Genomic DNA, 23,115 nt, shown 5'->3' with positions numbered 1-23,115 from the left:
TCCGCGAAAGGGATGCCGGTGCGGCCGACGGCCGCTGGCGAGATGCCGAGCGGCCTACTGCGTGTTGACCGTGTCGTTCTGCACGAAGGGCCAGATGTTGAGGAAGGGCTTGTTCAGCGATTCGCGGCTGGCGGTGGCTTCGTCGGGCGTGAGGATCCAGACCTCGCGCAGCATGCCCGCGGCATCGCGCGTGTAGTTGACCAGCAGGTTCTGGCCCGTGATCGCGCCGCTCATCACCAGCATGTTCTGGCCGCTGCGGATGCGCGCGCCGGGCGCGAGCCGGTCGGGGCGGCCGTCGAGCATCACGTCGTTGCCGTCGATCACGCGGAACTTGCCGCGCAGGGTGCCGACCGGGAAATTGCGCCCGCCGACCGCCGATTCGTTCTGGGTCTGCGGCCGAGGCACCGCGTCCTGCGCGCTCGCCTCGAGCGGGAAGACGCTGGAAGTGGCTGCCAGCGTTGCGCAGGCTGCTATGAAATGAAGAGCGTTCGTGGGTGTCTTGCAGCGGTTCATGGGGTTCATCCAGAGGCTGTGGAGCGGGGATTCTAGCGAGCGGGGTGCCTGTCCATCGGTGCTTATCCCGACCGTTTTTACCGGGCGCGGCGCCCCGGCCTTTACTTTTCTTTACGGCGCGGATGGACACTCGGAACCCCCCGCGATCCAATTGCCGCTGTCAGCCCAAAGTGCACAAAAACCCATGAAGAAGAACGCAGTCATCGCCCTCGTGGGCGTGTCGATCGTCGCCGCCGCGGGATGGTGGTGGAGCGGCTCGGGCGAGCGCGCCGCGGCGAAGAGCGCCAAGGGGCCGGCCGCCGCGCCCACCGCGCTGGTCACGCTCGCCACCGCCGTGCGCCAGGACGTGCCGGTCACGGTGCAGGTCAACGGCAGCGTGGTCTCGCTCAACAGCGTGGACCTGCGACCGCAGGTGACCAACACGGTCGACGTGGTGCACGTGAAGGAAGGCCAGTTCGTGAAGCAGGGGCAGCTGCTCTTCACGCTCGACGACCGCAACGACCAGGCCAACCTGGCGCGCGCCCAGGCCCAGCAGAAGCGCGACGAGGCCACGCTGGCCGACCTCGAGCGCCAGTACAAGCGCAGCCAGGAATTGCTGGCGCAGAACTTCATCTCCAAGAGCGCGACCGACGCCACGCTGTCGCAGCTCGAGGCGCAGCGCGCGGCGGTCGCGGCCGACCGCGCCGCGGTGCAGTCGGCCCAGGTGGCGCTGAGCTACACCAAGCTGCGCGCGCCGATCGCGGGCCGCATCGGCGCCGTCAACATCTACCCGGGCACGCTGGTGCAGCCCACGCTGTCGCTGGTCACGGTCACGCAGCTCGACCCGATCGCCGTGAGCTTCCCCGTGCCCGAGGCCAACCTGCAGGACCTGCTGGCCGCCGCGCGCACCCGCTCGCGCGTCGAGGCCGTGGTCACGGGTCGCAAGGACACGCTGCAGGGCACGCTCAACTTCGTCGACAACACGGTCGATCCGCAGATCGGCACCGTGCGCGCCAAGGCCGTGTTCGACAACGCCGACCAGAGGCTGTGGCCCGGCCAGTTCGTCGGCACCCGCATCACGGTGCGCACGCTCGAGGGCGTCACGGTGGTGCCGGCGGCGGCGCTGATGATGCTGCCCGAGGGCACCTCGCTCTACGTGGTCGACAAGGAACGCAACGCGAGCCGCCGCAAGGTGAAGACGCTGCACACCTTCGGCACCAGGGTCGCGGTCAGCGGCGTGGAGCCCGGCGAGCAGGTCGTGATCGAGGGCAGCCAGAACGTGCGGCCCAACGGCAAGGTGCGCATCGACGACAAGCCGCGCGGCGACACGCCCGCGACCCCGGCCGCGCCCGGCGGCACCACGGGCGTGACGCCCGGCAGCGCGGCGTCGTCCGAGGGCGTCGACATCCGCTCGACGCAGCGGGAACGCGCATGAGCCGCCGGGCCGCTCCCAAGGCGAATACCGAAGCGCGCAGCGCGAAGGTCTAGGCCATGAACATCTCCGAGCTGTGCATCCGCCGTCCCGCGATGACGGTGCTGCTGTCCGCGGCCGTCGTGGTGGTGGGCATCTTCGCCTACTTCAGCATCCCGGTCGCGGCGCTGCCCAGCTACAACACGCCCGTCATCAACGTCAATGCGCAGCTGCCGGGCGCCAGTCCCGACACCATGGCGAGTTCGGTCGCGCTGCCGCTCGAGAAGCAGTTCTCGACCATCCCGGGCCTGCAGACCATCAGCTCGGTCAACACCCAGGGCGTGACCTCGCTCACGCTCGAGTTCGTCAGCAGCCGCGACATCGACGCCGCCGCGGTCGACGTGCAGGCCGCGTTGCTGCGCGCGCAGCGCCAGCTGCCGCAGGAGCTCACGCAGCTGCCCTCGTACCGCAAGGTCAACCCGGCCGATGCGCCGGTGCTGTTCATCGCGCTGATCTCGCCGTCGATGAACCCCTCGGAGCTCAACGACTACGCCGAGAACCTGATCTCGCCCACGCTCTCGACCATCGACGGCGTGGCGCAGGTGGGCGTGTACGGCCGCAAGGCCTTCGCGGTGCGCATCAAGGCCAATGCCGACCTGCTCAACGCGCGCAACATCACGCTCGACGAGCTCGCGCGCGCGGTCAACTCGGCCAACGCCAACACGCCGGTCGGCGTGCTCGACGGCCCGCGTCAGACGCTCACCATCCAGGCCAACCAGCAGCTCACGCGCGCGGCCGACTTCGCCAAGCTGATCGTCGGCCAGCGCAACGGCGCGCCGGTGCGGCTCGACGAGGTCGCGACCATCGAGGACAGCTTCGAGTCGGTCAAGACCGCCAGCAGCTTCAACGGCCAGAGCTCGATCTCGCTGGCCGTGCAGCGCCAGCCCAATGCCAACACGGTGCAGGTGGTCGACGCGGTGCGCGCGCTGATCCCGCGCTTCAAGGCCGAGCTGCCGCAGTCGGTCGAGATCCAGATGGTCAACGACCGCTCGCTGTCGATCCGCGAGGCGGTGCACGACGTGCAGCTCACGCTGCTGGGCACCATCGCGCTGGTGGTGCTGGTGATCTTCCTGTTCCTGCACCGGCTGGTCGCCACGCTGATCCCGGCGGCCACCATCCCGATCTCGCTGATCGGCGCGGTGGCGCTGCTCTATGCCTTCGGCTACAGCCTCGACAACGTCTCGCTGCTGGGCATCACGCTGGCCGTGGGCCTGGTGGTGGACGACGCGATCGTGGTGCTCGAGAACATCATGCGCTACGTCGAGAAGGGCATGGACCCGCTGGCGGCCTCGCTGCGCGGCGCGCGCGAGGTGGGCTTCACCATCGTCTCGATCTCGATCTCGCTGGTGGCGGTGTTCATCCCGATCTTCTTCATGCCGGGCGTGATCGGCCTCTTGTTCCACGAGTTCGCGGTCGTGGTGGCGCTGGCGGTGCTGGTGTCGGCGATCGTCTCGCTGACCCTGGTGCCGATGCTCGCGAGCCGGCTGCTCAAGCAGGTGCCGCGGCCCGAGGGCGGCGCGCGCCACGACCATGAGGAGGAGCACCCCGAGCCCGGCACCGCGATCGGCCGCGCCTTCGAGCGCGGCTACCGCTGGGTGCACGGCAGCTACATGCGCACGCTCGACTGGACCCTGGCGCACCGCGGGCTGATGCTGCTGATGGCCGGCGCCACCTTCGTTGTCACGGCCTGGCTGTTCATCACGATCCCCAAGGGCTTCTTCCCCGAGGAGGACATCGGCCAGATCCAGATCACGACCGAGGCCGCCGAGGACATCTCCTTCACCGCCATGAAGGCGCTGCAGGACCGCGTGTCCGACGCGCTGATGGCCGATCCCAGCGTCGACTACGTGAGCTCCTTCGTCGGCGTGGGCGGCCCCACGGCCACGCAGAACTCGGGCCGGCTGTTCGCGGTGCTCAAGGCGCGCGGCGAGCGGCCGAAGATGCCCAAGGTGCTCGAGTCGCTGCGCCAGCGCTTTCGCGAGATTCCCGGCATCGCCGTCTACATGCAGCCGGTGCAGAACCTGCGCCTGGGCGGGCGCCAGAGCAAGGCGCGCTTCCAGTACACGCTGCAGAGCGTGAACGCCGGCGAGATGGTGCCCTGGGCCACGCGGCTCATGGAACGCATGCGCGCCGACCCCGACTCCCGCGACGTCACCAGCGACTCGCAGAACCGCGGCCTGCAGGCCACGCTGAAGATCGACCGCGACAAGGCCGGCGTGCTCGGCGTGGCCGTGGGCGACCTGCGCACCGCGCTCTACAACGCCTACGGCGACCGCCAGATCGGCAGCATCTACGCGGCCAGCAACACCTACCAGGTGATCCTCTCGGCGGCCGACAACGACCGGCAGTTCGAGGACGATGTCTCGCGCCTGTCGGTGCGCAGCACCACCGGCCGGCTGGTGCCGCTGTCGGCCTTTTCGAGCATCGAGCGCACCGTGGGCCCGACCTCGGTCAACCACCAGGGCCAGCTGCAGGCGGTGACGGTGTCGTTCAATCTCGGGCCCGACGTGCCGCTGGGCAACGCCACCGCCAAGATCGACCGCTTCAAGGAAGAGCTCAGATGCCGCAGTCGATCATCACCACCTACGGGGGCGATGCCGCGGTGTTCCAGAGCTCGCAGTCCAGCCAGGCCGTGCTGCTGGTGCTCGCGGTGCTGGTCATCTACGTGCTGCTGGGCGTGCTCTACGAGAGCTACATCCATCCGATCACCATCCTCGCGGGCCTGCCCTCGGCGGCGGTGGGTGCGTTGATCTCGCTGAAGATCTTCGGCTTCGACCTCACGCTGATCGCGACCATCGGCATCCTGCTTCTGATCGGCATCGTGAAGAAGAACGCGATCATGATGATCGACTTCGCGCTCGACGCGCAGCGCACCGAGGGCCTGCAGCCGGTGGAGGCGATCCGCGAGGCCTGCCGGCTGCGCTTCCGCCCGATCCTGATGACCACGCTGGCCGCGCTGATGGGCGCGCTGCCGCTCGCGCTGGGCCTGGGCGCCGGCGCCGAGCTGCGCCAGCCGCTGGGCGTGGCGGTGGTGGGTGGGCTGATCTTCGCAGGTGATCACGCTCTACATCACGCCCGCGATCTACCTCGCGCTCGACCGCTACAGCGGCAGCGGGCCGATGGTCGACCTGCCGAAGGAGGCGCAGGCCGAGGTCTCGCACGCCTGAGCGAGCGCGGCGGGCTCAGGCGCGCCCGCGCCCCTGCCGCGCCGACGCGGGATCGAGGAACAGCTGGCGGAAGTAGTCGCGCAGCGCCGTCATCGCGGGCGAGAACTCCACGCCCTGCTTCCAGCCCAGCCCGATGTTCATGGTCGGGATCGGGTCGCGCAGGTTGATGGTCTCGATGCGCTTGCCCTCCAGAGACGACGGGCGGTAGACCATGTCCGACAGCACCGTCACGCCGCCGCCGTTGGCGACCGTGCTGCGCACCGCCTCCACCGAGCTGGTGCGCAGCCGCACCTTGGGCTGGTGCGGCGTGCGGCCCCAGTACTTGAGCGCGGTGGCCGCGGCTTCGTCGACCGTGAGCATGATGTAGGGCTCGGCCGCCACGTCGGCCAGCGTGACCTCGGCCTTGTCGAGCAGCGGATGCTTGGCCGGCACCCACAGCCGGCGCTGCGAGCCGAAGAAGGTCTCGAGCGAGAGCTCGCGCAGCACCACGTTCGAGGTCAGCACCACGCCGAGGTCGTAGCGCCGCGTGATCAGCCCTTCCTCGATCGCCTCGCGCGCCACCTCGTGCACCTTCAGCGTGACCTGCGGATGCAGCTGCTCGAAGCGCTGCAGGTGGTGCGGCAGGAAGTAGCCCAGCACGGTGTAGCTCGCGGCGATGGTCAGCTCGCCCTGAACGGCGGCGTCCTCGTGCGGCATGCGCTGCGCCTCGTCGGCCGCGGCCAGCACCGCGTAGGCATGGCTCAGGAAGCGGCGCCCGCCCTTGGTCAGTTCCACGCCGTGCGGATGGCGCTCGAACAGCTGCTGGCCCAGCATCTCCTCGAGCTCGCGGATCGCGGTGGTCACGGCCGACTGCGAGATGTTGAGCTGCAGCGCCGCGTGCGAGATGCGGCCCGCCTCGGCCACCGCCGAGAAGTACTTGAGCTGGCGAAGGGTCAGGGACATGGCGGGGTTCGGGGAGTGGATCGGTATCGGCAACGCGGGGCAGCCGGTGCATGGGTTGGTGAAAACCCGATACCGCGCGTGCGGGTGACGCCAGCGTAGCAAGGCATGCGCCGCCGCGCAGCATCTGTTTTTCAGATACCGAGCGCGCGGAAAACAATGCTTTTCAGCCTTTGGACCGCTCACTAATCTTCGGCCCGTCCATCGAACAAAGGCTGTCACACGTGAACAAGAAGCGGATCGATCTGAACTCCGACATGGGCGAGGGCTTCGGCCCCTGGACCATCGGCGATGGCGTCGACGCGGAACTGATGCCGCTGATCAGTTCGGCCAACATCGCCACCGGCTTCCATGCCGGCGATCCGAACATCATGCGGCGCATGGTCGCGCTGGCGCGCGAGCATGGCGTGGGCATCGGCGCGCACCCGGGCTTTCGCGACCTCGTGGGCTTCGGCCGGCGCCACATCCAGGCGCCGGCCGAGGAACTGGTCAACGACATGGTCTACCAGCTCGGCGCGCTGCGCGAGTTCGCGCGGCTCGAGGGGCTGGCGCTGCAGCACATCAAGCCGCATGGCGCGCTCTACATGCACGCGGCGCGCGACGAGGCGCTGTCGCGCACGCTGGTCGAGGCACTGCAGCGCATCGAGCCCGGCCTGCGCCTGTTCTGCATGGAGTCCTCGGTCACCTGCCGCGTGGCGCGCGAGCTGGGCCAGCCCGTGGTGCGCGAGTTCTACGCCGACCGCGACTATGACCTGAGCGGCTCCATCGTCTTCACGCGCCGCGTCGGCGCGCTCGACCCCGAGGCGGTCGCGGCCAAGGTGCTGCGCGCCTGCACCGAGGGCACGGTGCGCACGGTCGAGGGCGAGGACCTGGCCATCGGCTTCGACTCGGTCTGCATCCACAGCGACACGCCCGGTGCGCTCGCGCTGGTGCAGGCCACGCGGCGCGCGCTGGCCGCGCATGGCATCGAGGTCGCGGGGCTCGCCGCGCAGGGCTGATCCCCCTCTTCCCTTCCCCGTTTTCCGTTCCGTCCCCAGGAGTGCATCCGATGTCCGCTACCCATGAAGTCCTGAGCCCGCTGCCGGGCACCTTCTACCGCCGCTCGGCGCCCGACGCGCCGCCATTCAAGTCCGAGGGCGACACGGTGGCCGTGGGCGACGTGCTGGGCCTGGTCGAGGTGATGAAGCAGTTCAGCGAAGTGACGGCCGACGCGGCCGGCCGCCTGCTGCGCTTCGCGGTCGAGAACGCCGAGCCGGTCGATCCGGGCCAGCCGCTGGCCGTGATCGAGACCGCCTGAGGAAGACGACGCGATGACCGCTGCATTCGACAAGCTGCTGATCGCCAACCGCGGGGAGATCGCGGTGCGCGTGATCCGCGCCGCGCAGGAGCTGGGCCTGAAGACCGTCGCCGTCTACAGCGACGCCGACGCCCAGAGCCTGGCCGTGCAGATGGCCGACGAGGCCGTGCGCATCGGCCCGGCCCATGCCAGCAAGAGCTACCTGAGCGCCGACGCCATCCTGCAGGCCGCGGCCCACAGCGGCGCGGGCGCCGTGCATCCGGGCTACGGCTTCCTCTCGGAGAACGCCGACTTCGCGGCGCGCGTCGAGGCCGCGGGCCTGGTGTTCGTGGGCCCGACGCCGCATGCGATCCGCACCATGGGCGACAAGGCGACCGCGCGCGCCGCCGCCATGAGGGCCGGCGTGCCCACCGTGCCCGGCAGCGCCGGCGTGGTGAGCGATGCCGGCGTGGCGGTCGAGCTCGCGCGCGGCATCGGCTACCCGATCATGATCAAGGCCTCGGCCGGCGGTGGCGGGCGCGGCATCCGCGTGGCGCACGACGAGGCCGAGCTGCGCCAGCAGTTCGCCACCGCCACCGCCGAGGCGCAGGCCGCCTTCGGCAACGGCGAGGTCTACCTCGAACGCTTCATCCGCAAGGCACGCCACATCGAGGTGCAGATCCTCGGCGACGGCCAGCGCGTGGTGCACTGCTTCGAGCGCGAATGCTCGCTGCAGCGCCGGCGCCAGAAGGTGTGGAAGAAGCGCCCTCGGCCGCCATCGATGCCGCCACGCGCGCCGCGCTGTGCGAATCGGGCGCTGCGCCTCGCGAGCGCCGTGGCCTACCGCGGCGCGGGCACGCTCGAATACCTCTACGACGACGACACGCGCGAGTTCTTCTTCATCGAGATGAACACCCGCATCCAGGTCGAGCATCCGATCACCGAGATGGTCACCGGCATCGACCTCGTGAAGGAGATGCTGCGCATCGCGCTGGGCCAGCCGCTGCGCCTGAAGCAGGAGGACATCCGGCTCGCCGGCGCCGCCATCGAGGTGCGCATCAACGCCGAGAACGCCGCGAAGAACTTCATGCCGAGCCCGGGCCTGGTGACGCGGCTCGCGGTGCCGGGCGGGCCCGGCGTGCGCTTCGACACCCTGATGTTCGGGGGTTGCAACGTGCCGGCCTACTACGACTCGCTGCTCGGCAAGCTGATCGTGCACGACAGCGACCGCGCCGCCGCGCTCGCGCGCATGCGCCGCGCGCTCGGCGAGCTGCGCGTGGAGGGCATCCACACCACCATCCCGCTGCACCGCGCGCTGTGCGAGGACGCCGAGGTCGCGGCCGCGGCCTTCCACACCGGCTTCCTCGAGCAGTGGCTCGCGGCGAACCCGCTGGCGGAGCCCGCCGCTTCCGTCCCGACTCTCGAGAAGGTGCCCGCATGACCGCCGCCATCCTCCCGGCCCAGGCCCGCTACAGCTTCGGCGGCGACGAGCACCTGTTCGTCGAGATCAGCGAAGCGATGTCGCTGCCGGCTTTCTTCAAGGGCATGGCGATCTGCAACGAGCTGCGCCGCCGCGTGCAGGCCGGCGAGATCGCGGGCGTCACCGAGATCTGCCGGCCAACGCGGCCTACCTGGTGCGCTTCGATCCCGACCTGATCGCGCCCGACGCGCTGCAGTCCGTGCTCGAAGGGATCGAGGCCGGCATCGGCGAGGCCGACCTGCGGCTTCAGACCCGCATCGTCGAGATCCCCGTGCTCTACAACGACCCGTGGACGCACGCAGACCCTGATGCGCTTCCGCGAGCGCCACCAGGACCCGGCCAGCACCGACATCGAATACGCCGCGCGCATCAACGGCCTCGATTCCGTCGAGGCCTTCATCGCCGCGCATTCGGGCGCGCCGTGGTTCGTCTCCATGGTGGGCTTCGTGGCCGGGCTGCCCTTCCTGTTCCAGATGGTCGAGCGCGAGCGCCAGCTCGAGGTGCCCAAGTACCTGAGCCCGCGCACCGACACGCCGCGGCTCACCTTGGGCCACGGCGGCTGCTTCAGCTGCATCTACTCGGTGCGCGGCGCCGGCGGCTACCAGATGTTCGGCGTCACGCCGGCGCCGATCTTCGATCCGGCCCAGCGCCTGCCGTACCTCAAGGAGCTGATGGTGTTCTTCCGCCCCGGCGACATCGTCGAGTGGAAGCCGATCGACCGCGCCCGGTACCGACCGCCAGGTGGCGCAGGTGGAGGCCGGCGACTACACCTTGCGCATCGCGCCGGTGTCGTTCTCGCTCACGGAATTCCTGGCCGATCCCGACGGCTACAACCAACAGCTGCTGAAGGTGCTCCATGGCGATTGAAGTGCTCAAGCCCGGCCTCGCGACCAGCGTGCAGGACGCGGGCCGTCCCGGCTACTACCACCTGGGCATTCCGCTGTCGGGCGCGCTCGACCAGCAGGGCCTGGTGCTGGCCAACCTGCTGGTGGGCAACGACGAGGGCGCGGCCGTGATCGAGAGCACCCTGCTCGGGCCCGAGCTGCGCTTCGACGCACCCGCCGTGGTGGCGGTGACGGGCGCGCAGGCCAAGGTCAAGCTCAACGGCGCCGAGAGGCCGCGCAACGAAGCCTTCGCGGTGCGGGCCGGCGACGTGCTCGGCTTCGACTTCATGCTGCTGGGCGCGCGCATGTGCATCGCGGTGGCCGGCGGCATCGACGTGCCGCTGGTGCTCGGCAGCCGCTCGACCTACGGCCTCGGCGCCTTCGGTGGCTTCGAGGGCCGCAAGCTGCTCGCCGGCGACCGGCTGCCCGTGGGCACGCCCTCGGCGCGCGCACGGCCCGGGCGTGGCGTGGCGGCGGATCTGCTGCCGGTGCTCGCGAAGGAGGTGACGCTGCGCGTGCTGCCCGGCATCTACTTCCACCGGCTGCAGCAGGACTCGGTACGCAGCTTCTTCGCCGACACCTGGAGCGTCGGCTCGGAGGCCGACCGCATCGGCTACCGCTACAAGAACGGCACGCCGCTGAAGTTCATCGAGCGCACGCCGCCCTTCGGCGCGGGCGCCGATCCGTCGAACATCGTCGATGCCGGCTATCCCTATGGCTCGATCCAGGTGCCGGGCGGGCGCGAGCCGATCATCCTGCACCGCGACGCGGTCTCGGGGCGGCGGCTACGCGATGGTCGGCACGGTGATCAGCGCCGACATGGACCTGATCGCCCAGATGCAGCCCAACCACAAAGCGCGCTTCGTCGCGGTCGACATGGCGCAGGCGCTGGCCGCGCGCGCCGAGCGACGACGGCGCATCGAGCGCCTGCGCGCCGCGCTCGCCGACTGAGCGCCCGGGCGGCAAGGCCGCCCACCCCCCTTCCTTTTTCTTCCCCGTTGCCACCTAGGAGTTCTTCATGAACAGCTTGCCCCTGCGCGTTTCATTGACCGCCGCCGCCTTCGCCGCCACCGTGCTGTGGCACGGCGGTGCCTCGGCCGCCGACTGGTTTCCCTACAAGGCCGAGGCCACCGAGCCCGCCTTCTCGGCCGAGGGCACGAAGAAGCCCATCGACTACGTGCCGCTGCCCAAAGCCTCGAAGAAGTGGGACCTCTGCGTGTCGTTCCCGCACATGAAGGACGCCTACTGGCTCGGCGTGGACTACGGCGTGATCGAGGAGGCCCGGCGCCAGGGCGTGAAGCTGCAGGTGGTCGACGCGGGCGGTTACACCAATCTCGGCAAGCAGGTCTCGCAGATCGAGGACTGCGTGGCGCGCGGCGCCAACGCGGTGATCATCGGCGCGATCTCGGGCGACGGCCTGAACAACGTCATCAAGGCCACGGCCGCGAAGAAGGTGCCGGTGATCGACCTGGTCAACGGCATCAATTCGCCCGACCTCTCGGCCAAGTCGCTGGTGTCCTTCCACACCATGGGCCAGTCGACCGGTGCCTACCTCGCGAAGAAGCATCCGGCCGGCTCGCCGCCGGTCAAGGTCGGCTGGTTCCCGGGCCCGGCCGGCGCGGGCTGGGTCGAGGCCGCGCACAAGGGCTTCATGGAGGCGGTCAAGGGCAGCGCGGTGGTGGTGCTCGATCCGAAGTACGGCGACACCGGCAAGGAAGCGCAGAGCAAGCTGATCGAGGACGTGCTGCAGGCCAACCCCGACCTGGCCTACGTGGCCGGCACGGCCGTCACGGCCGAGGCCGCCACCGGCATCCTGCGCTCGCGCAACCTCGACAAGAAGGTGCAGGTGCTGTCCTTCTACATGACGCCGGGCGTCTACGAGGGCATCCAGCGCGGCCGCATCGTGGCGGCGCCGGCCGACTCGATGGTGATCCAGGGCCGCATCGCGGTCGACCAGGCGGTGCGCCTGCTCGAGGGCAAGGAGGTCGCGAAGCACGTGGGCCCGAAGATCTTCGTGGTCGACAGCAGCAACATCCAGAGCGTGAAGCAGGCCGACATCCTGCCGCCGACCGGCTTCAAGCCGGTGTTCGAGGTCAAGTAAGGCCCGCGATGCCACCCCTGCTGCAGACCCGCGGGCTCGGCAAGCGCTATCCGGGCGTGCTGGCGCTCGACGGCGTGGACTTCGAGCTGCGCGCGGGCGAGGTGCACGTGCTGTTCGGCGAGAACGGCGCCGGCAAGTCGACGCTGATCTCGCTCCTGGCCGGCGCCAATGTGCCGAGCGCCGGCGAGATCCTGCTGCGCGGCGAGCCGGTGCGCTTCGCGAACGTGCACGACGCGCGGCGCCACGGCATCAGCGCGGTGTTCCAGGAGTTCTCGCTGATCCCCACGCTGTCGGTGGCGCAGAACCTGAGCCTCGGCGAGGAGCCGCGCCGCGGCGGCCTGCTCGACCGCGGCGCGCTGCGCGAACGCGCCCGCGCGATGCTGGCCGACCTGGGCTTCGCGATCGACGTCGATGCGCCGTGGCCGGCCTCACGCGCGCGCAGCAGCAGATGGTGGAGATCGCCAAGGGCCTGCGCGGCGAGGTCTCGGTGCTGATCCTCGACGAGCCCACGGCTTCGCTGACCGAGGCCGAGACGCAGCGCCTGTTCGAGCTGGTGGCGCGGCTGCAGGCGCGCGGCGTGGGCATCGTCTACATCTCGCACCGCATGCAGGAGATCGCGCGGATCGCCGACCGCATCACGGTGCTGCGCGACGGCCGCGAGGTGACGACGGTCGAGGCGCGCGAGACCGATGCCGACCGCCTGATCGAGCTGATGAGCGGGCGTGCCATCGAGCAGGTCTATCCGCGCATCGCCTTCGCGCCGGGCGAGACGGTGCTCGAGGTCGAGGGCCTGCATTCGCCCAACGGCGTGCGCTGCGCCAGCCTCACGGTGCGGCGCGGCGAGGTGGTCGGGCTGGCCGGCCTCGTGGGCTGCGGCAAGTCGGAGCTGTTTCGCGCGGTCTGCGGGCTCGACCCGGTGAGCGCGGGCCGCGTGCTGTTCAAGGGCCAGCCGCGCACCGGCGCCAGGGTGCGCCGGCTGCTCGACGAGGGCCTGTTCTACCTGCCGCCCGACCGCAAGGGCGAGGGGCTGGTGCTGGGCTTCAGCGCGCGCGCCAACATCACGCTGCCGCTGGTGCACGGTCCGCTGCGCGGCCATGGCGGCTGGCTGCGCAAGCGGCTCGGGCGCCGGCTGTCGACGGCCGCGGCCGAGCGCGTGGAGCTCGCGCCGCGCAACCTCGAGCGGCCGGTGGCGCTCTTGTCGGGCGGCAACCAGCAGAAGGTGCTGTTCGGCAAGGGCATGACGCGCGACGCCGCGCTCTACGTGTTCGACGAGCCCACGGTGGGCGTCGACATCGGCACCCGCAGCGCGCTCTACCAGGTGATTCGCAAGCTCTGCGAAGGCGGCGCGGCGGTGGTCGTGATCTCCTCCGACCTGCCCGAGGTGCTGCACCTGAGCCACCGCGTCTACGTGATGTGCCGCGGCGAGATCGCCGGCGAACTGCAGGGCGACGCCATCGGCGAGACCGCCGTGCTCAATCTCTTCTTCGGTTCCAGCGAGAACAACAAGCCATGACTTCGTCTTCCTCCGTCGCCACCGCCGTGCCTTCGGCACCGGGGCCCGCCGGCCGCGCGCTGGCCCTGCTGCGCGCCCTGTTCCTGCGCCTGGGCGTGCTGCCCTTCATGCTGGCGATCGCCTTCGTGGTGTTCGGCACCCTGTCGGACCAGTTCCTCACGGTGCAGAACCTGGTCAACCTGCTGCGCCAGTCGGTCTACCTGATCCTGGTGGCCATGGGCCAGATGCTGGCGCTGGTGACCGGCGGCTTCGACCTCTCGGTCGGCACCGTGATGGCGATCACCTCGGTGGTGGCGGCGCTGGCCATGCAGTTCTTCGGCGCCGCGCTGCCCGACGCCGCCTGGCTGGCCATTGCCCTGGGCTGCGCCTGCGGCATGCTGGCCGGGCTCGCGGTGGGGCTGGTCAACGGCATCGGCGTGGCCTTCATCGGCGTCTCGCCCTTCATCGTCACGCTGGGCGTGCAGTCGATCGGCTTCGGCCTGGCGCTCTACCTCACGGGCGGCGTGCCGGTGTCGGGCCTGCCCGCGGGCTTCAGCGAGCTGTTCGGCTTCGGCACGCTGCTGGGCGTGCCGGTGCCGATCTGGGTCACGGCGGTCTGCGTGGCGGCCATGGGCGTGGTGATGGGCCGCATGCCGACCGGCACCCACCTGCTGGCCGTGGGCGGCAATGCCAAGGCCGCGGCGCTGTCGGGCATCGACACCCGGCGCGTGCTGCTCGTGGCCTACCTGCTGTGCGCGGGCCTCGCGGCCGTCAGCGGCCTGCTGCTGACCGCGCGCGTCGAGACCGGCGAAGCCAACCTCGGCGGCACCGTGGCGCTGGAGTCGATCGCGGCCTGCGTGATCGCCGGCGTGAGCCTGCGCGGCGGCATGGGCCGGGTGCCGAACGTGGTGATGGGCGCGATCTTCATCGGCCTGGTGCAGAACGGCATGAACCTCGCGGAGCGTGGGGTCGTACCTGCAGATGGTGGTGCTGGGCGCGCTGCTGATCGTGGCGGTGGTGGCCGATCAGTTGCGCCACCGCATGGTGGCGCCCGGCTCGCACTGACGCACCGAGCTAGTTGGCGAACTCGTCGCGCGGCCCGCCCTCGGCCGCGAGGTGCGAGATGTCGCTCCAGCCCACGAGGCTGAAGCCCTCGCTGCTCCACAGCATGCGGTTGATGGCCGCGTTGCCGAGCTGCCAGGTGCGCGGCGCCTGCAGCTCCTGGCGCGTGGCGGCGCGGTAGAGCACGTCCATCACGCCGCCGTGCGCGACCAGCGCCACCAGCTCGCCCGTGTGGCGCGAGGCCAGGTCGGCGGCCACGCGCGTGATGCGCTCGCGGAACACCAGCAGGCTCTCGCCGCCCTCGGGCTCGAACTCGGGATCGCGCTCGCGCCAGCGCCTGGCCTGCTCGGGCAGCTCGGCCTCGATCTCGGCGAAGCTCATGCCCTCGAAGCGGCCGAAGGCGCGCTCGCGCAGGCCGGGTTCGGGCCGGACCTCGAGGCCGTGCGGTTTGGCGATCTCGAGCGCGGTCTGCCAGGCGCGCGAGAGGTCGCTGGCGTAGATGACGGCCAGCGGTTCGTCGGCCAGCGCCTGTCCCACGCGCTGGGCTTGCCAGACGCCGGTGGCATTGAGTCCGATGTCGAGCTGGCCCTGGATGCGCGTGTCGACGTTCCAGGCGGTTTCGCCATGGCGAACGGCGATCAGGCGGGTGAGGTCTTCCATGGTCGAAATTCTAGGAGGGCGGCATTTCGGATCGTGCCGCCGCTCCAGGCCCGAGGCGGGCCCTTACTGTTGCTTCTTCGCCGTGGGCAGCTCGATGTTGACGCGCCGCACGCCCTCGGGCGGTTTCGGGAAGCCCTGCAGCGCAGCCTGGAACATCACCGGCAGCACCGCCGCGCTCGCGGTGTAGGGGCCGTCGTTGCGCGCGCGGGTCTCGTAGACGACGCGGTTGCTGCCGAGCTCGCGCAGCACCACGCCGACCTCGCGCTCGTACCAGGGGTTGGAGGCCTGCGGAACGATCGGCGCGCCATACCAGCCGCCGCCGTACCAGCGCCGGCCGTAGCCGTAGGGGCCGTAGCCATAGCCATAGCCGAAGGGGCCGTCCCAGAGCCAGGGATCGGCCCAGGGCGACAGCGTGGTGGTCACGCGGGCGCTGATCTGCGCCGTGTAGCGCGGGTTGGCGTCGTCGCGGCGCAGGCCGACCTGCTCGAGCGCGGCGGCCGCCATGGCCTCGAGCGAGGCCTGGCGCTCGCTGTTGGCCTGCTGCGAGGGCAGGCGCTCGAAGCGGTAGGTGGCGCCGGCGGGAACGGTGTCGATGGCGGAGAAGCTCTTCACGTCGCTGTCGACCACCCAGGAGGTGGCGCAGCCGGACAGGGTTGCTACCAAAAGGAGAGCGGGAAGAGCAGAGAAGGCGCGTTTCATGAGGGTCTCCGGCCGGTGGGGCCCCAAATTCCCCTGGGTAGCCGGATCAGCCCTGGACGATGCGCAGGGCGGCGGGTGCCTGGGAGAGCGGGTCGAAGGAGGGCGTGTCGAAGGCCTTGTCGCCGTTCTCGTCGGCCACGCCCGTCGGCTTCAGACCCTTGAAGTCGTGCAGCGTTCCGTCGAGCAGGTGCGAAGGCACCACGTTCTGCATCGCGCTGAACATGTTCTCGATGCGCCCCGGGTACTTGCGCTCCCATTCGCGCAGCATCTCGCCGACCTGCTTGCGCTGCAGGTTCTCCTGGCTGCCGCACAGCGTGCACGGAATGATCGGGAATTCGCGGTGCTGGGCCCAGCGCACCAGGTCCTTCTCGGCCACGTAGGCCAGCGGCCGGATCACCACGTGGCGGCCGTCGTCGCTCACCAGCTTCGGCGGCATGCTCTTGAGCTTGGCCGCGAAGAACATGTTGAGGAAGAAGGTCTGCAGCATGTCGTCGCGATGGTGGCCCAGCGCGACCTTGGTGGCGCCCAGCTCGTCGGCCACGCGGTAGAGGATGCCGCGGCGCAGCCGGCTGCACAGGCCGCAGGTGGTCTTGCCCTCGGGGATCACGCGCTTGACGATGCTGTAGGTGTCCTGGTTCTCGATGTGGAAGGCCACGCCGAGATCGCTCAGGTACTTCGGCAGCACTTCCTCGGGGAAGCCGGGCTGCTTCTGGTCGAGGTTGACCGCGACGATGTCGAAGTGGATCGGCGCGCGGGCCTTGAGCTTGAGCAGGATGTCGAGCAGGCCGTAGCTGTCCTTGCCGCCCGACACGCAGACCATGACCTTGTCGCCTTCCTCGATCATGTTGTAGTCGACGATGGCGCGGCCCACCTCGCGGCACAGGCGTTTCTCGAGCTTGTGCGTTTCGCGCTCGATCTTCATCGAGTTGGCGGGGAGGGGCGAGGCGGAGGCGTCGGCGACGGGCGCCTCGTCGATCCAGACGGCGTTCATGGCAAAAGGGCTGCCCGGGGCAGCAAAAAGCGGGGGAAGGGGGCGATTTTGCCCCGGATCACCATTCCCCGGCTTCGATGCGGATCGCGACCTCGCAGTCCTCGAAGATCTCGAGCTTGGCGATCTTCACGCGCACGCCCAGCACGCCGGGCAGCTGCAGCAGGCGCTGCGCGAGCTTGCCGATGAGGCTTTCGAGCAGGTTCACGTGCTCGGCGGTGCATTCGTCGATGATGATCCGACGCACCTTGCGGTAGTCGAGCACGTGGAAGATGTCATCGTCCTTGGGCAGCAGCGGCTGCGGGCCGAGGTTGAGCTCGGCATCGACCTGGATCGGCTGCGGCGCGACCTTCTCCTGCTCGAGGATGCCGAGGTTGGCGTCGAAGCGCAGGCCGTGGAGGGTGAGCGTCTGGCGCCCGAGGGGGGTGGTGGGTGACATCGGGTGGGGCTCGAAAAAGGGGGCCTCGGGCGGCGGGCCTGGATTCACATGTGCGAGAAATCGCGCTCGAACTTCATCAGGTGCTGGCCGCCGTCCACCAGCAGCGTGGTGCCGGTGATCGAGCCGTTCTCGAGCGCGAAGCGCACGGTGGCGGCCACGTCGGCCGACGTGGACGAGCGCCCCAGCGGCGACAGCCTGTGCAGCTGCGCGAACTTGTCGTCGTCGTGCATGTGGCTCGGCAGCGTGAGGCCGGGCGCCACGCCCACCACGCGCACGCGCGGCGCGAGCGCCAGCGCCAGCATCGGCGTGGCGGCCTCGAGCGCGGCCTTGGACAGCGTGTAGCTGAGGAAATCGGGGTTGGTGTTCCACAGCTTCTGGTCGAGCATGTGGACCACCGCGCCGGTGAGCGTGCCTTCTGGATCGCGTTGCGCGAGGTGCGCGTGCAGCGCCTGCGCCAGCACGATCGCGGCCCCCGTGTTGCCGCGCGCATGGCGGTCCATCAGCGCGTAGCTGAAGCTGGCCGCGTCGTCGTGCTCGAACAGCGCGGCGCTGTGAACCACCGCGTCGACCCGGCCGAAGTGCGCCGCCACCTGCGGCAGCAGCGCGCGCGTGGCGGCCTCGTCGAGCAGGTCGGCGCCGAAGGCATGGGCCTCGCCCGCGAGCGCGGCGCAGTCGGCCACCGTCTGCTCGGCCTCGGCGCGCGACTGGCGGAAATGCACCGCCACGCGCCAGCCGCCCGCGGCCAGCGCCAGCGCGATCTCGCGCCCCAGCCGCTTGCCAGCGCCCGTGACGAGGACGGTGCGGCGCTCGGGTGGCGTGGCGGTGGAGGAGGGCGCGGCGCTCATGCGGAAGGTGGGGGCTGGAGGATGCGAGGAGAATCGGTGCCCGTGACGACACAGACCCACAGCAGTTTACCCATCGCCCTCGACACCCTGATCGCCCGTGCCGTCGAGCGCGCCGGCGGCTGGATCGGCTTCGACCGCTTCATGGCGCTTGCGCTCTATGCGCCGGGGCTCGGCTACTACGCCAACAGCCTCGCCAAGTTCGGCCAGATGCCCGAATCGGGCAGCGACTTCGTGACCGCGCCCGAGCTCACCCCGCTGTTCGGCCGCGCGCTGGCCGCGCAGCTGGCCGAGGCGCTCGAGAAGACCGGCACCGCCACGGTGTGGGAATTCGGCGCCGGCTCGGGCGCGCTCGCCGCCCAGTTGCTCGACGCGCTCGATGCACTGGGCCGCGGCGACGTGAACTACCGCATCGTCGACCTCTCGGGCACCCTGCGCGCGCGCCAGCAGCAGGCCTTGGCGCGCTTCGGCGACCGCGTCGAATGGCGGCTCGAACTGCCCGAGGCGATGCAGGGCGTGGTGGTCGGCAACGAGGTGCTCGACGCGATGCCGGTGCAACTGCTCGCGCGCCACGGCGGGCGCTGGTTCGAGCGCGGCGTGGTGCGCAATGCGGCCGGCGACGGCTGGGCCTGGGCCGACCGCGAGACCGAGCTGCGGCCGCCGGTCGAGGTGCCGGGCGAGCACGACTACCTGACGGAGATCCATCCGCAGGCCAAGGCCTTCGTCGCGACGCTGGCGGACCGGCTCGAGCGCGGGGCTGCCTTTTTGATCGACTACGGCTTTCCCGAGAGCGAGTACTACCACCCGCAGCGGCACATGGGGACGGTGATGTGCCATCGGGCGCATCTGGCGGATGGGGGATCCGCTGTCGGACGTGGGGTTGAAGGACATCACTGCGCACGTCGACTTCACGGGGGTGGCGTTGGCTGGGCAGGAGGCGGGGCTTGCTGTGCTGGGGTATGCGAGTCAGGCGCGGTTTTTGTTGAACTGTGGGTTGGTTTCTTTGATGGAGACGGCTTCCGTGGGGGAGAGGGCTATGGGGGCTCGGTTGGTGCATGAGCATGAGATGGGGGAGTTGTTCAAGGTGGTGGGGTTTGCTGTGGGTGATGCTTGGGAGGCTGTTGGGTTTAGTGAGGGGGATCGGAGTCATACGCTCTGATTTTTTTGAAGGCGCGCTTTTTGTTTAGGCTGTTGGCCGGGTCTCGCCCCGGCGGGCCAGTCACTTTCTTTTGCTTCGCCAAAAGAAAGTAACGGCGGTTTCAAAGACCAAGTGCAACACTTCAAATTCAGAGGAGTTGCATGGCGAATACCTATCAGCAGTTGAGTGCGGAAGAGCGTGGAGTGGTGATGGCCATGAAAGTGCAGGGCTACAGCGCTCGATCTATTGCCGCAGTGCTGGGCAGGTCGCCGAGCACCATCACTCGAGAGCTGCGCCGCAATGGTTACCAGAACGAGTCCGAGCAGTGTGTGATGGGCCGGCCGCGAGTCGCTGGAGGCTACGACGCGAGCCGAGCTGGCCAGCGAGCGCGGCGGGTGCGTCGTGCGGCCTGGCCAGTACGCAAGCTGCACCGAGATGGTGTCTTGTGGTCCGAAGTCAGGACCCTGCTGGAGCTCAAGCTTTCGCCCGAGCAGATCGCTGCCAAACTCAGGCAACGCCATCCCGGACAGCCAGAATTGCAAGCCTCTCACGAGACCATCTACACCGCCATCTATGCAATGCCCAAAGGCGACCTGCGTCGCGAACTGGTGGTATTGCTGCGCCAGGGACGAGGGGCCCGCAAACCGAGAACCCGGGGCGAGGACAGGCGCGGATCGTTGCAGGACATTGTGAGCATCCACGTGCGCCCGCCCGAAGCCAACGACCGCCTTCTGCCGGGGCATTGGGAAGGCGACCTCATCAAGGGCAAGGCAAATGCCTCGGCCGTGGGCACGCTGGTATGCCGCAGATCGTTGTTCGCCATGCTGGTCAAACTCGATGGCAGCACCGCACTGGACGCGCTCAATGGCTTCACGCTGGCCTTCTCGGCATTGCCCCCGGAAATACGCCAGACGCTGACCTACGACCAAGGCAAGGAAATGGCGCTGCACAAGAAGCTCGCCGAAAACACGGGCTTGAAGATCTACTTCTGCGACCCGCACAGTCCATGGCAGCGAGGCATCAACGAACACACCAACGGTTTGCTGCGGCAATACCTGCCCAAGGGCACCGACTTGAGCGTGTACTCCCAGCGGGAGCTCGACGGCATGGCTTGGGAACTCAACATGAGGCCTCGCAAGACACTCGGCTGGCGCAGTCCTGCCGAGGTGTTCTTCGACAACGTTTATATGGACAAAGCAGGCCTTGTCCCGACCGTTGCACTTGGTCTTTGAAACCGCCAACCAAAGAAAAGGCGACCCCGCTGTCTGTGTCCCTCCGCTTCGCTACGGGCAACCTGCGGTGCTCGGCTACGGCGGGGGTCCGCAGAACTCGCTGCACTTCGTTCCGCTCAGACAGCTGCGGCCCCTTATCCCGCCTACGCCTGCGCTCCTCGGCACAGCCAGAGGGGGGCGCTCGGGCCTTTGCTTCGCTCGGCCTGGCATACCCAACGGGCCATCGCTGCGCTCGGCGGTATTGCTCCCTCTCCCTCTGGGAGAGGGCTGGGGTGAGGGCACTGGGCGGTGGATACCGTCGCAACATTGGTGAGGCCCGGTGCCCTCACCCTAACCCTCTCCCAGAGGGAGAGGGGACAAGACAAACACAAGGCCGAGCGAAGCGAAGGCCCGAAGGGCATCTGCGGCCGAGCGAAGCAAAGGCCCGAGTCACCCCCCTCTGGCTGCGCCGAGGAGCGCAGCGTTTCGCGGATCAGGGCTCGCAGCTGTTTGAGCGAAGCGAGTTCTGCGAGACCCCGCGAAACGCGAGCACCGCAGGTTGCCCGCAGCGAAGCGGAGGGACGCAGACAGTGGGGTCGCCTTCTTTTGCTTACTTTTCTTGGCGAGACAAGAAAAGTAAGTCGCCCGCCGGGGCGAGACCCGGCCAACAGCCTAAGCAGAGAGAGAAAACCCAAAAAAGCACCAGAGCAGTCATAAGCATTCAACGAAGAGTTCGTTGCCCAACCCCCCATCCCCGCCTACATTGCGGCACATGAGCCAAGTCCTCGTCCCCGAGCGCACCCAATCCTTCGAGATCCGCCCCTTCCCCGCCCCCGTAGGCGCCGAAGTCATCGGCCTCGACATCGCGCGCCCCATCCCGGAAGAAGACTTCGCCCGCATCCACCGCGCCCACCTCGACCACCACGTCCTGGTCTTCCGCAACCAGCAGATCACCCCCCAGCAGCACATCGACTTCAGCCGCCGCTTCGGCCCGCTCGAGATCCACGTCCTGCACCAGTTCCAGCTCAAGAACCATCCCGAGATCCTCATCGTCTCCAACATCAAGGAGAACGGCGAGCCCATCGGCCTCGGCGACGCGGGCGTCTACTGGCATTCCGACATCTCCTACAAGCCCAAGCCCAGCCTCGGATCGCTGCTGCACGCACAGGAACTGCCCAGCGAAGGCGGCGACACGCTGTTCGCCGACCAGCACCTGGCCTGGGAAGCACTGCCGAGCGAACTGCAGCAGCGCATCCTGCCGCTCAAGGCCGAGCACAGCTACCTCGCCAAGTACGAGGAACTGCGCGCCAAGAACCCGTGGCGGCCCAAGCTCTCGCAGGCGCAGATCGACCAGGTCGCGCCCGCGGTGCAGCCGGTGGTGCGCACGCATCCCGAGACCGGGCGCAAGGCGCTGTTCGTCAGCGAGCACTTCACCACCCGCATCGTCGGCCTGCCGAAGGAAGAAAGCGATGAACTCCTGTCCGAGCTGTTCGCGCACAGCGTGAAGCCCGAATTCGTCTACCGCCACCAATGGGCGCCCCACGACCTCGTGTTCTGGGACAACCGCTCGCTGATGCACCTGGCGGCGGGCACGCCCGACCACCTGCGCCGCCGGCTCAACCGCACCACCATCGTGGGCGACGAGCCCCGATAGACCGAGACCGACCACCTCCGCAGACGAACCTCCCCGACGGACCGGCGAATGCCGGGTCCGCGCGGAGCGCTGCACCCCGAATTTCTTCCCTTGGAGTCCTTCCCGCCATGAACCGCTTCACCCGCAAGGCCGCATCCCTCGTCGCCGGCCTCGGCCTGCTGGCCGGCAGCCTCGCCGCGCACGCCGAAGGCCAGATCCGCATCGCCGAGCAGTTCGGCATCGTCTACCTGCTGCTCAACGTTGCGCAGGACCAGAAGCTGATCGAGAAGCACGCGAAGGCCGCGGGCGTCGATGCCAAGGTCGAATGGGTCAAGCTCTCGGGCGGCTCGGCGGTCAACGACGCGCTGCTGTCGGGCAACATCGAGATCGCGGGCGCGGGCGTCGGCCCGCTGCTCACGCTGTGGGACCGCACCAAGGGCAAGCAGAACGTGAAGGGCGTGGCCTCGCTGGGCAACTTCCCCTACTACCTGGTGAGCAACAACCCGAACGTGAAGACCATCGCCGACTTCACGGACAAGGACCGCATCGCGCTGCCCGCGGTCGGCGTGTCGGTGCAGTCGCGCGTGCTGCAGTTCGCCTCGGCCAAGCTCTGGGGCGACAAGGAATTCAACAAGCTCGACAAGATCAGCGTGGCGGTGCCGCATCCCGACGCGGCCGCGGCCATCATCAAGGGCGGCACCGAGATCACGGCCCACTTCGGCAACCCGCCGTTCCAGGAACAGGAACTCGCGGGCAACCCCGCGGCGCACATCGTGCTGAACTCCTACCAGGTGCTGGGCGGCCCCTCGTCGGCCACGGTGCTCTACGCCACCGAGAAATTCCGCAACGAGAACCCGAAGACCTACAAGGCCTTCATCGACGCGCTCGACGAGGCCGCGAAGTTCGTCAGCGCCAACCCCGAGAAGGCGGCCGACATCTACCTCAAGGTCAGCAACGCCAAGCTCGACCGCGAGCTGCTGCTGAAGATCATCAAGAACCCCGAGGTGCAGTTCAAGACCACGCCGCAGAACACCTACACGCTGGCCGACTTCATGCACCGCGTGGGCGCGATCAAGAACAAGCCGGCCTCGGTGAAGGACTACTTCTTCGACGACGCCCACAACGCCTCGGGCAACTGATG

Annotated in this window: 18 protein-coding genes and 4 pseudogenes; 15 read left to right on the top strand and 7 right to left on the bottom strand. The window is 69.0% G+C overall.

All coding sequences use genetic code 11. From position 1 onward, the window contains the following. Window positions 1-54: 54 nt before the first annotated feature. A complete protein-coding gene (locus tag ACHMXE_RS37655; RefSeq protein ID WP_395348833.1) occupies window positions 55-513 on the bottom strand; it encodes a hypothetical protein in 459 nt (152 codons plus the stop codon). Between the two features lie 184 nt (window positions 514-697). Between ACHMXE_RS37655 and ACHMXE_RS37650 the strand changes: the two genes are divergently transcribed. Then, window positions 698-1,927, top strand: a complete 1,230-nt coding sequence (locus ACHMXE_RS37650) for an efflux RND transporter periplasmic adaptor subunit (RefSeq protein ID WP_395348832.1) — start codon at window positions 698-700, stop codon at window positions 1,925-1,927. Between the two features lie 56 nt (window positions 1,928-1,983). Then, window positions 1,984-5,130 (top strand): annotated as a pseudogene (locus tag ACHMXE_RS37645) (efflux RND transporter permease subunit). 15 nt (window positions 5,131-5,145) lie between these two features. Here the strand turns inward: ACHMXE_RS37645 and ACHMXE_RS37640 are convergent. Then, window positions 5,146-6,072, bottom strand: coding sequence for a LysR family transcriptional regulator (locus tag ACHMXE_RS37640; RefSeq protein ID WP_395348830.1), 927 nt, complete (start codon window positions 6,070-6,072; stop codon window positions 5,146-5,148). A gap of 221 nt (window positions 6,073-6,293) precedes the next feature. Here ACHMXE_RS37640 and ACHMXE_RS37635 point away from each other — a divergent pair, with 221 nt between their 5' ends. From ACHMXE_RS37635 to ACHMXE_RS37595, 9 genes and pseudogenes are all read left to right on the top strand, one after another. Next, window positions 6,294-7,067 carry a 5-oxoprolinase subunit PxpA gene (locus tag ACHMXE_RS37635; protein WP_203204440.1) on the top strand — a complete coding sequence of 258 codons (774 nt, stop codon included), beginning with the start codon at window positions 6,294-6,296 and terminating at the stop codon, window positions 7,065-7,067. 50 nt (window positions 7,068-7,117) lie between these two features. Next, window positions 7,118-7,366 (top strand): acetyl-CoA carboxylase, encoded by a 249-nt coding sequence (locus ACHMXE_RS37630; RefSeq protein WP_057591117.1) that lies wholly within the window; start codon window positions 7,118-7,120, stop codon window positions 7,364-7,366. Window positions 7,367-7,379: 13 nt separating this feature from the next. Beyond that, window positions 7,380-8,786, top strand: coding sequence for an acetyl-CoA carboxylase biotin carboxylase subunit (locus ACHMXE_RS37625; protein ID WP_395348829.1), 1,407 nt, complete (start codon window positions 7,380-7,382; stop codon window positions 8,784-8,786). Then, window positions 8,783-9,692 (top strand): annotated as a pseudogene (locus ACHMXE_RS37620) (allophanate hydrolase subunit 1). The gene ACHMXE_RS37625 and the pseudogene ACHMXE_RS37620 overlap by 4 nt, the downstream one beginning before the upstream one ends. Continuing rightward, window positions 9,682-10,660: pseudogene (locus ACHMXE_RS37615) on the top strand (biotin-dependent carboxyltransferase family protein). The pseudogenes ACHMXE_RS37620 and ACHMXE_RS37615 overlap by 11 nt, the downstream one beginning before the upstream one ends. 67 nt (window positions 10,661-10,727) lie before the next feature. Further along, on the top strand, window positions 10,728-11,810 hold the full coding sequence (gene torT / locus ACHMXE_RS37610; RefSeq protein ID WP_203204444.1) for a TMAO reductase system periplasmic protein TorT: 1,083 nt from the start codon (window positions 10,728-10,730) through the stop codon (window positions 11,808-11,810). Between the two features lie 8 nt (window positions 11,811-11,818). Then, window positions 11,819-12,304, top strand: coding sequence for an ATP-binding cassette domain-containing protein (locus tag ACHMXE_RS37605; RefSeq protein WP_395348828.1), 486 nt, complete (start codon window positions 11,819-11,821; stop codon window positions 12,302-12,304). Continuing rightward, window positions 12,229-13,323: a sugar ABC transporter ATP-binding protein gene (locus tag ACHMXE_RS37600; RefSeq protein WP_395348827.1), complete on the top strand. Its 1,095-nt coding sequence runs from the start codon at window positions 12,229-12,231 to the stop codon at window positions 13,321-13,323. Before ACHMXE_RS37605 ends, ACHMXE_RS37600 begins: the two co-directional genes overlap by 76 nt. Continuing rightward, window positions 13,320-14,450 carry an ABC transporter permease gene (locus ACHMXE_RS37595; RefSeq protein ID WP_395348826.1) on the top strand — a complete coding sequence of 377 codons (1,131 nt, stop codon included), beginning with the start codon at window positions 13,320-13,322 and terminating at the stop codon, window positions 14,448-14,450. Before ACHMXE_RS37600 ends, ACHMXE_RS37595 begins: the two co-directional genes overlap by 4 nt. On the opposite strand, the gene ACHMXE_RS37590 is transcribed toward ACHMXE_RS37595, so the two are convergent. The 5 genes from ACHMXE_RS37590 to ACHMXE_RS37570 all read right to left on the bottom strand — a co-directional run bounded on the left by ACHMXE_RS37590 (window position 14,377) and on the right by ACHMXE_RS37570 (window position 17,995). Then, entirely contained in the window at window positions 14,377-15,024 is a 648-nt protein-coding gene (locus tag ACHMXE_RS37590; RefSeq protein ID WP_208510537.1) for a histidine phosphatase family protein, read from the bottom strand. The two genes, ACHMXE_RS37595 and ACHMXE_RS37590, sit on opposite strands and share 74 nt — an antisense overlap. Window positions 15,025-15,087: 63 nt before the next feature. Then, window positions 15,088-15,723 (bottom strand): DUF4136 domain-containing protein, encoded by a 636-nt coding sequence (locus tag ACHMXE_RS37585; RefSeq protein WP_395348825.1) that lies wholly within the window; start codon window positions 15,721-15,723, stop codon window positions 15,088-15,090. A 46-nt stretch (window positions 15,724-15,769) separates the two neighbouring features. Next, entirely contained in the window at window positions 15,770-16,714 is a 945-nt protein-coding gene (gene ttcA / locus ACHMXE_RS37580; RefSeq protein ID WP_209547461.1) for a tRNA 2-thiocytidine(32) synthetase TtcA, read from the bottom strand. A gap of 58 nt (window positions 16,715-16,772) precedes the next feature. Next, complete coding sequence (locus tag ACHMXE_RS37575; protein WP_203204449.1) at window positions 16,773-17,150, bottom strand: dihydroneopterin aldolase; 378 nt, start codon at window positions 17,148-17,150, stop codon at window positions 16,773-16,775. A 44-nt stretch (window positions 17,151-17,194) separates the two neighbouring features. Continuing rightward, window positions 17,195-17,995, bottom strand: a complete 801-nt coding sequence (locus tag ACHMXE_RS37570; protein WP_395348824.1) for an SDR family oxidoreductase — start codon at window positions 17,993-17,995, stop codon at window positions 17,195-17,197. A gap of 21 nt (window positions 17,996-18,016) precedes the next feature. Here ACHMXE_RS37570 and ACHMXE_RS37565 point away from each other — a divergent pair. The 4 genes and pseudogenes from ACHMXE_RS37565 to ACHMXE_RS37550 all read left to right on the top strand — a co-directional run bounded on the left by ACHMXE_RS37565 (window position 18,017) and on the right by ACHMXE_RS37550 (window position 23,113). Next, a pseudogene (locus ACHMXE_RS37565) lies at window positions 18,017-19,151 on the top strand (class I SAM-dependent methyltransferase). Window positions 19,152-19,291: 140 nt separating this feature from the next. After that, window positions 19,292-20,362 carry an IS30 family transposase gene (locus tag ACHMXE_RS37560; protein WP_395348823.1) on the top strand — a complete coding sequence of 357 codons (1,071 nt, stop codon included), beginning with the start codon at window positions 19,292-19,294 and terminating at the stop codon, window positions 20,360-20,362. Between the two features lie 751 nt (window positions 20,363-21,113). Then, a complete protein-coding gene (locus tag ACHMXE_RS37555; protein WP_209546274.1) occupies window positions 21,114-21,995 on the top strand; it encodes a TauD/TfdA family dioxygenase in 882 nt (293 codons plus the stop codon). Window positions 21,996-22,102: 107 nt separating this feature from the next. Then, a complete protein-coding gene (locus ACHMXE_RS37550) occupies window positions 22,103-23,113 on the top strand; it encodes an ABC transporter substrate-binding protein (protein ID WP_395348822.1) in 1,011 nt (336 codons plus the stop codon). The last annotated feature ends 2 nt before the right edge of the window (window positions 23,114-23,115 follow it).

This window comes from Variovorax sp. UC122_21 (assembly GCF_044056785.1).
In the GTDB taxonomy this organism is placed as follows: Bacteria; Pseudomonadota; Gammaproteobacteria; order Burkholderiales; family Burkholderiaceae_C; genus Variovorax.
This window is presented reverse-complemented; position numbering and strand designations above follow the sequence as displayed.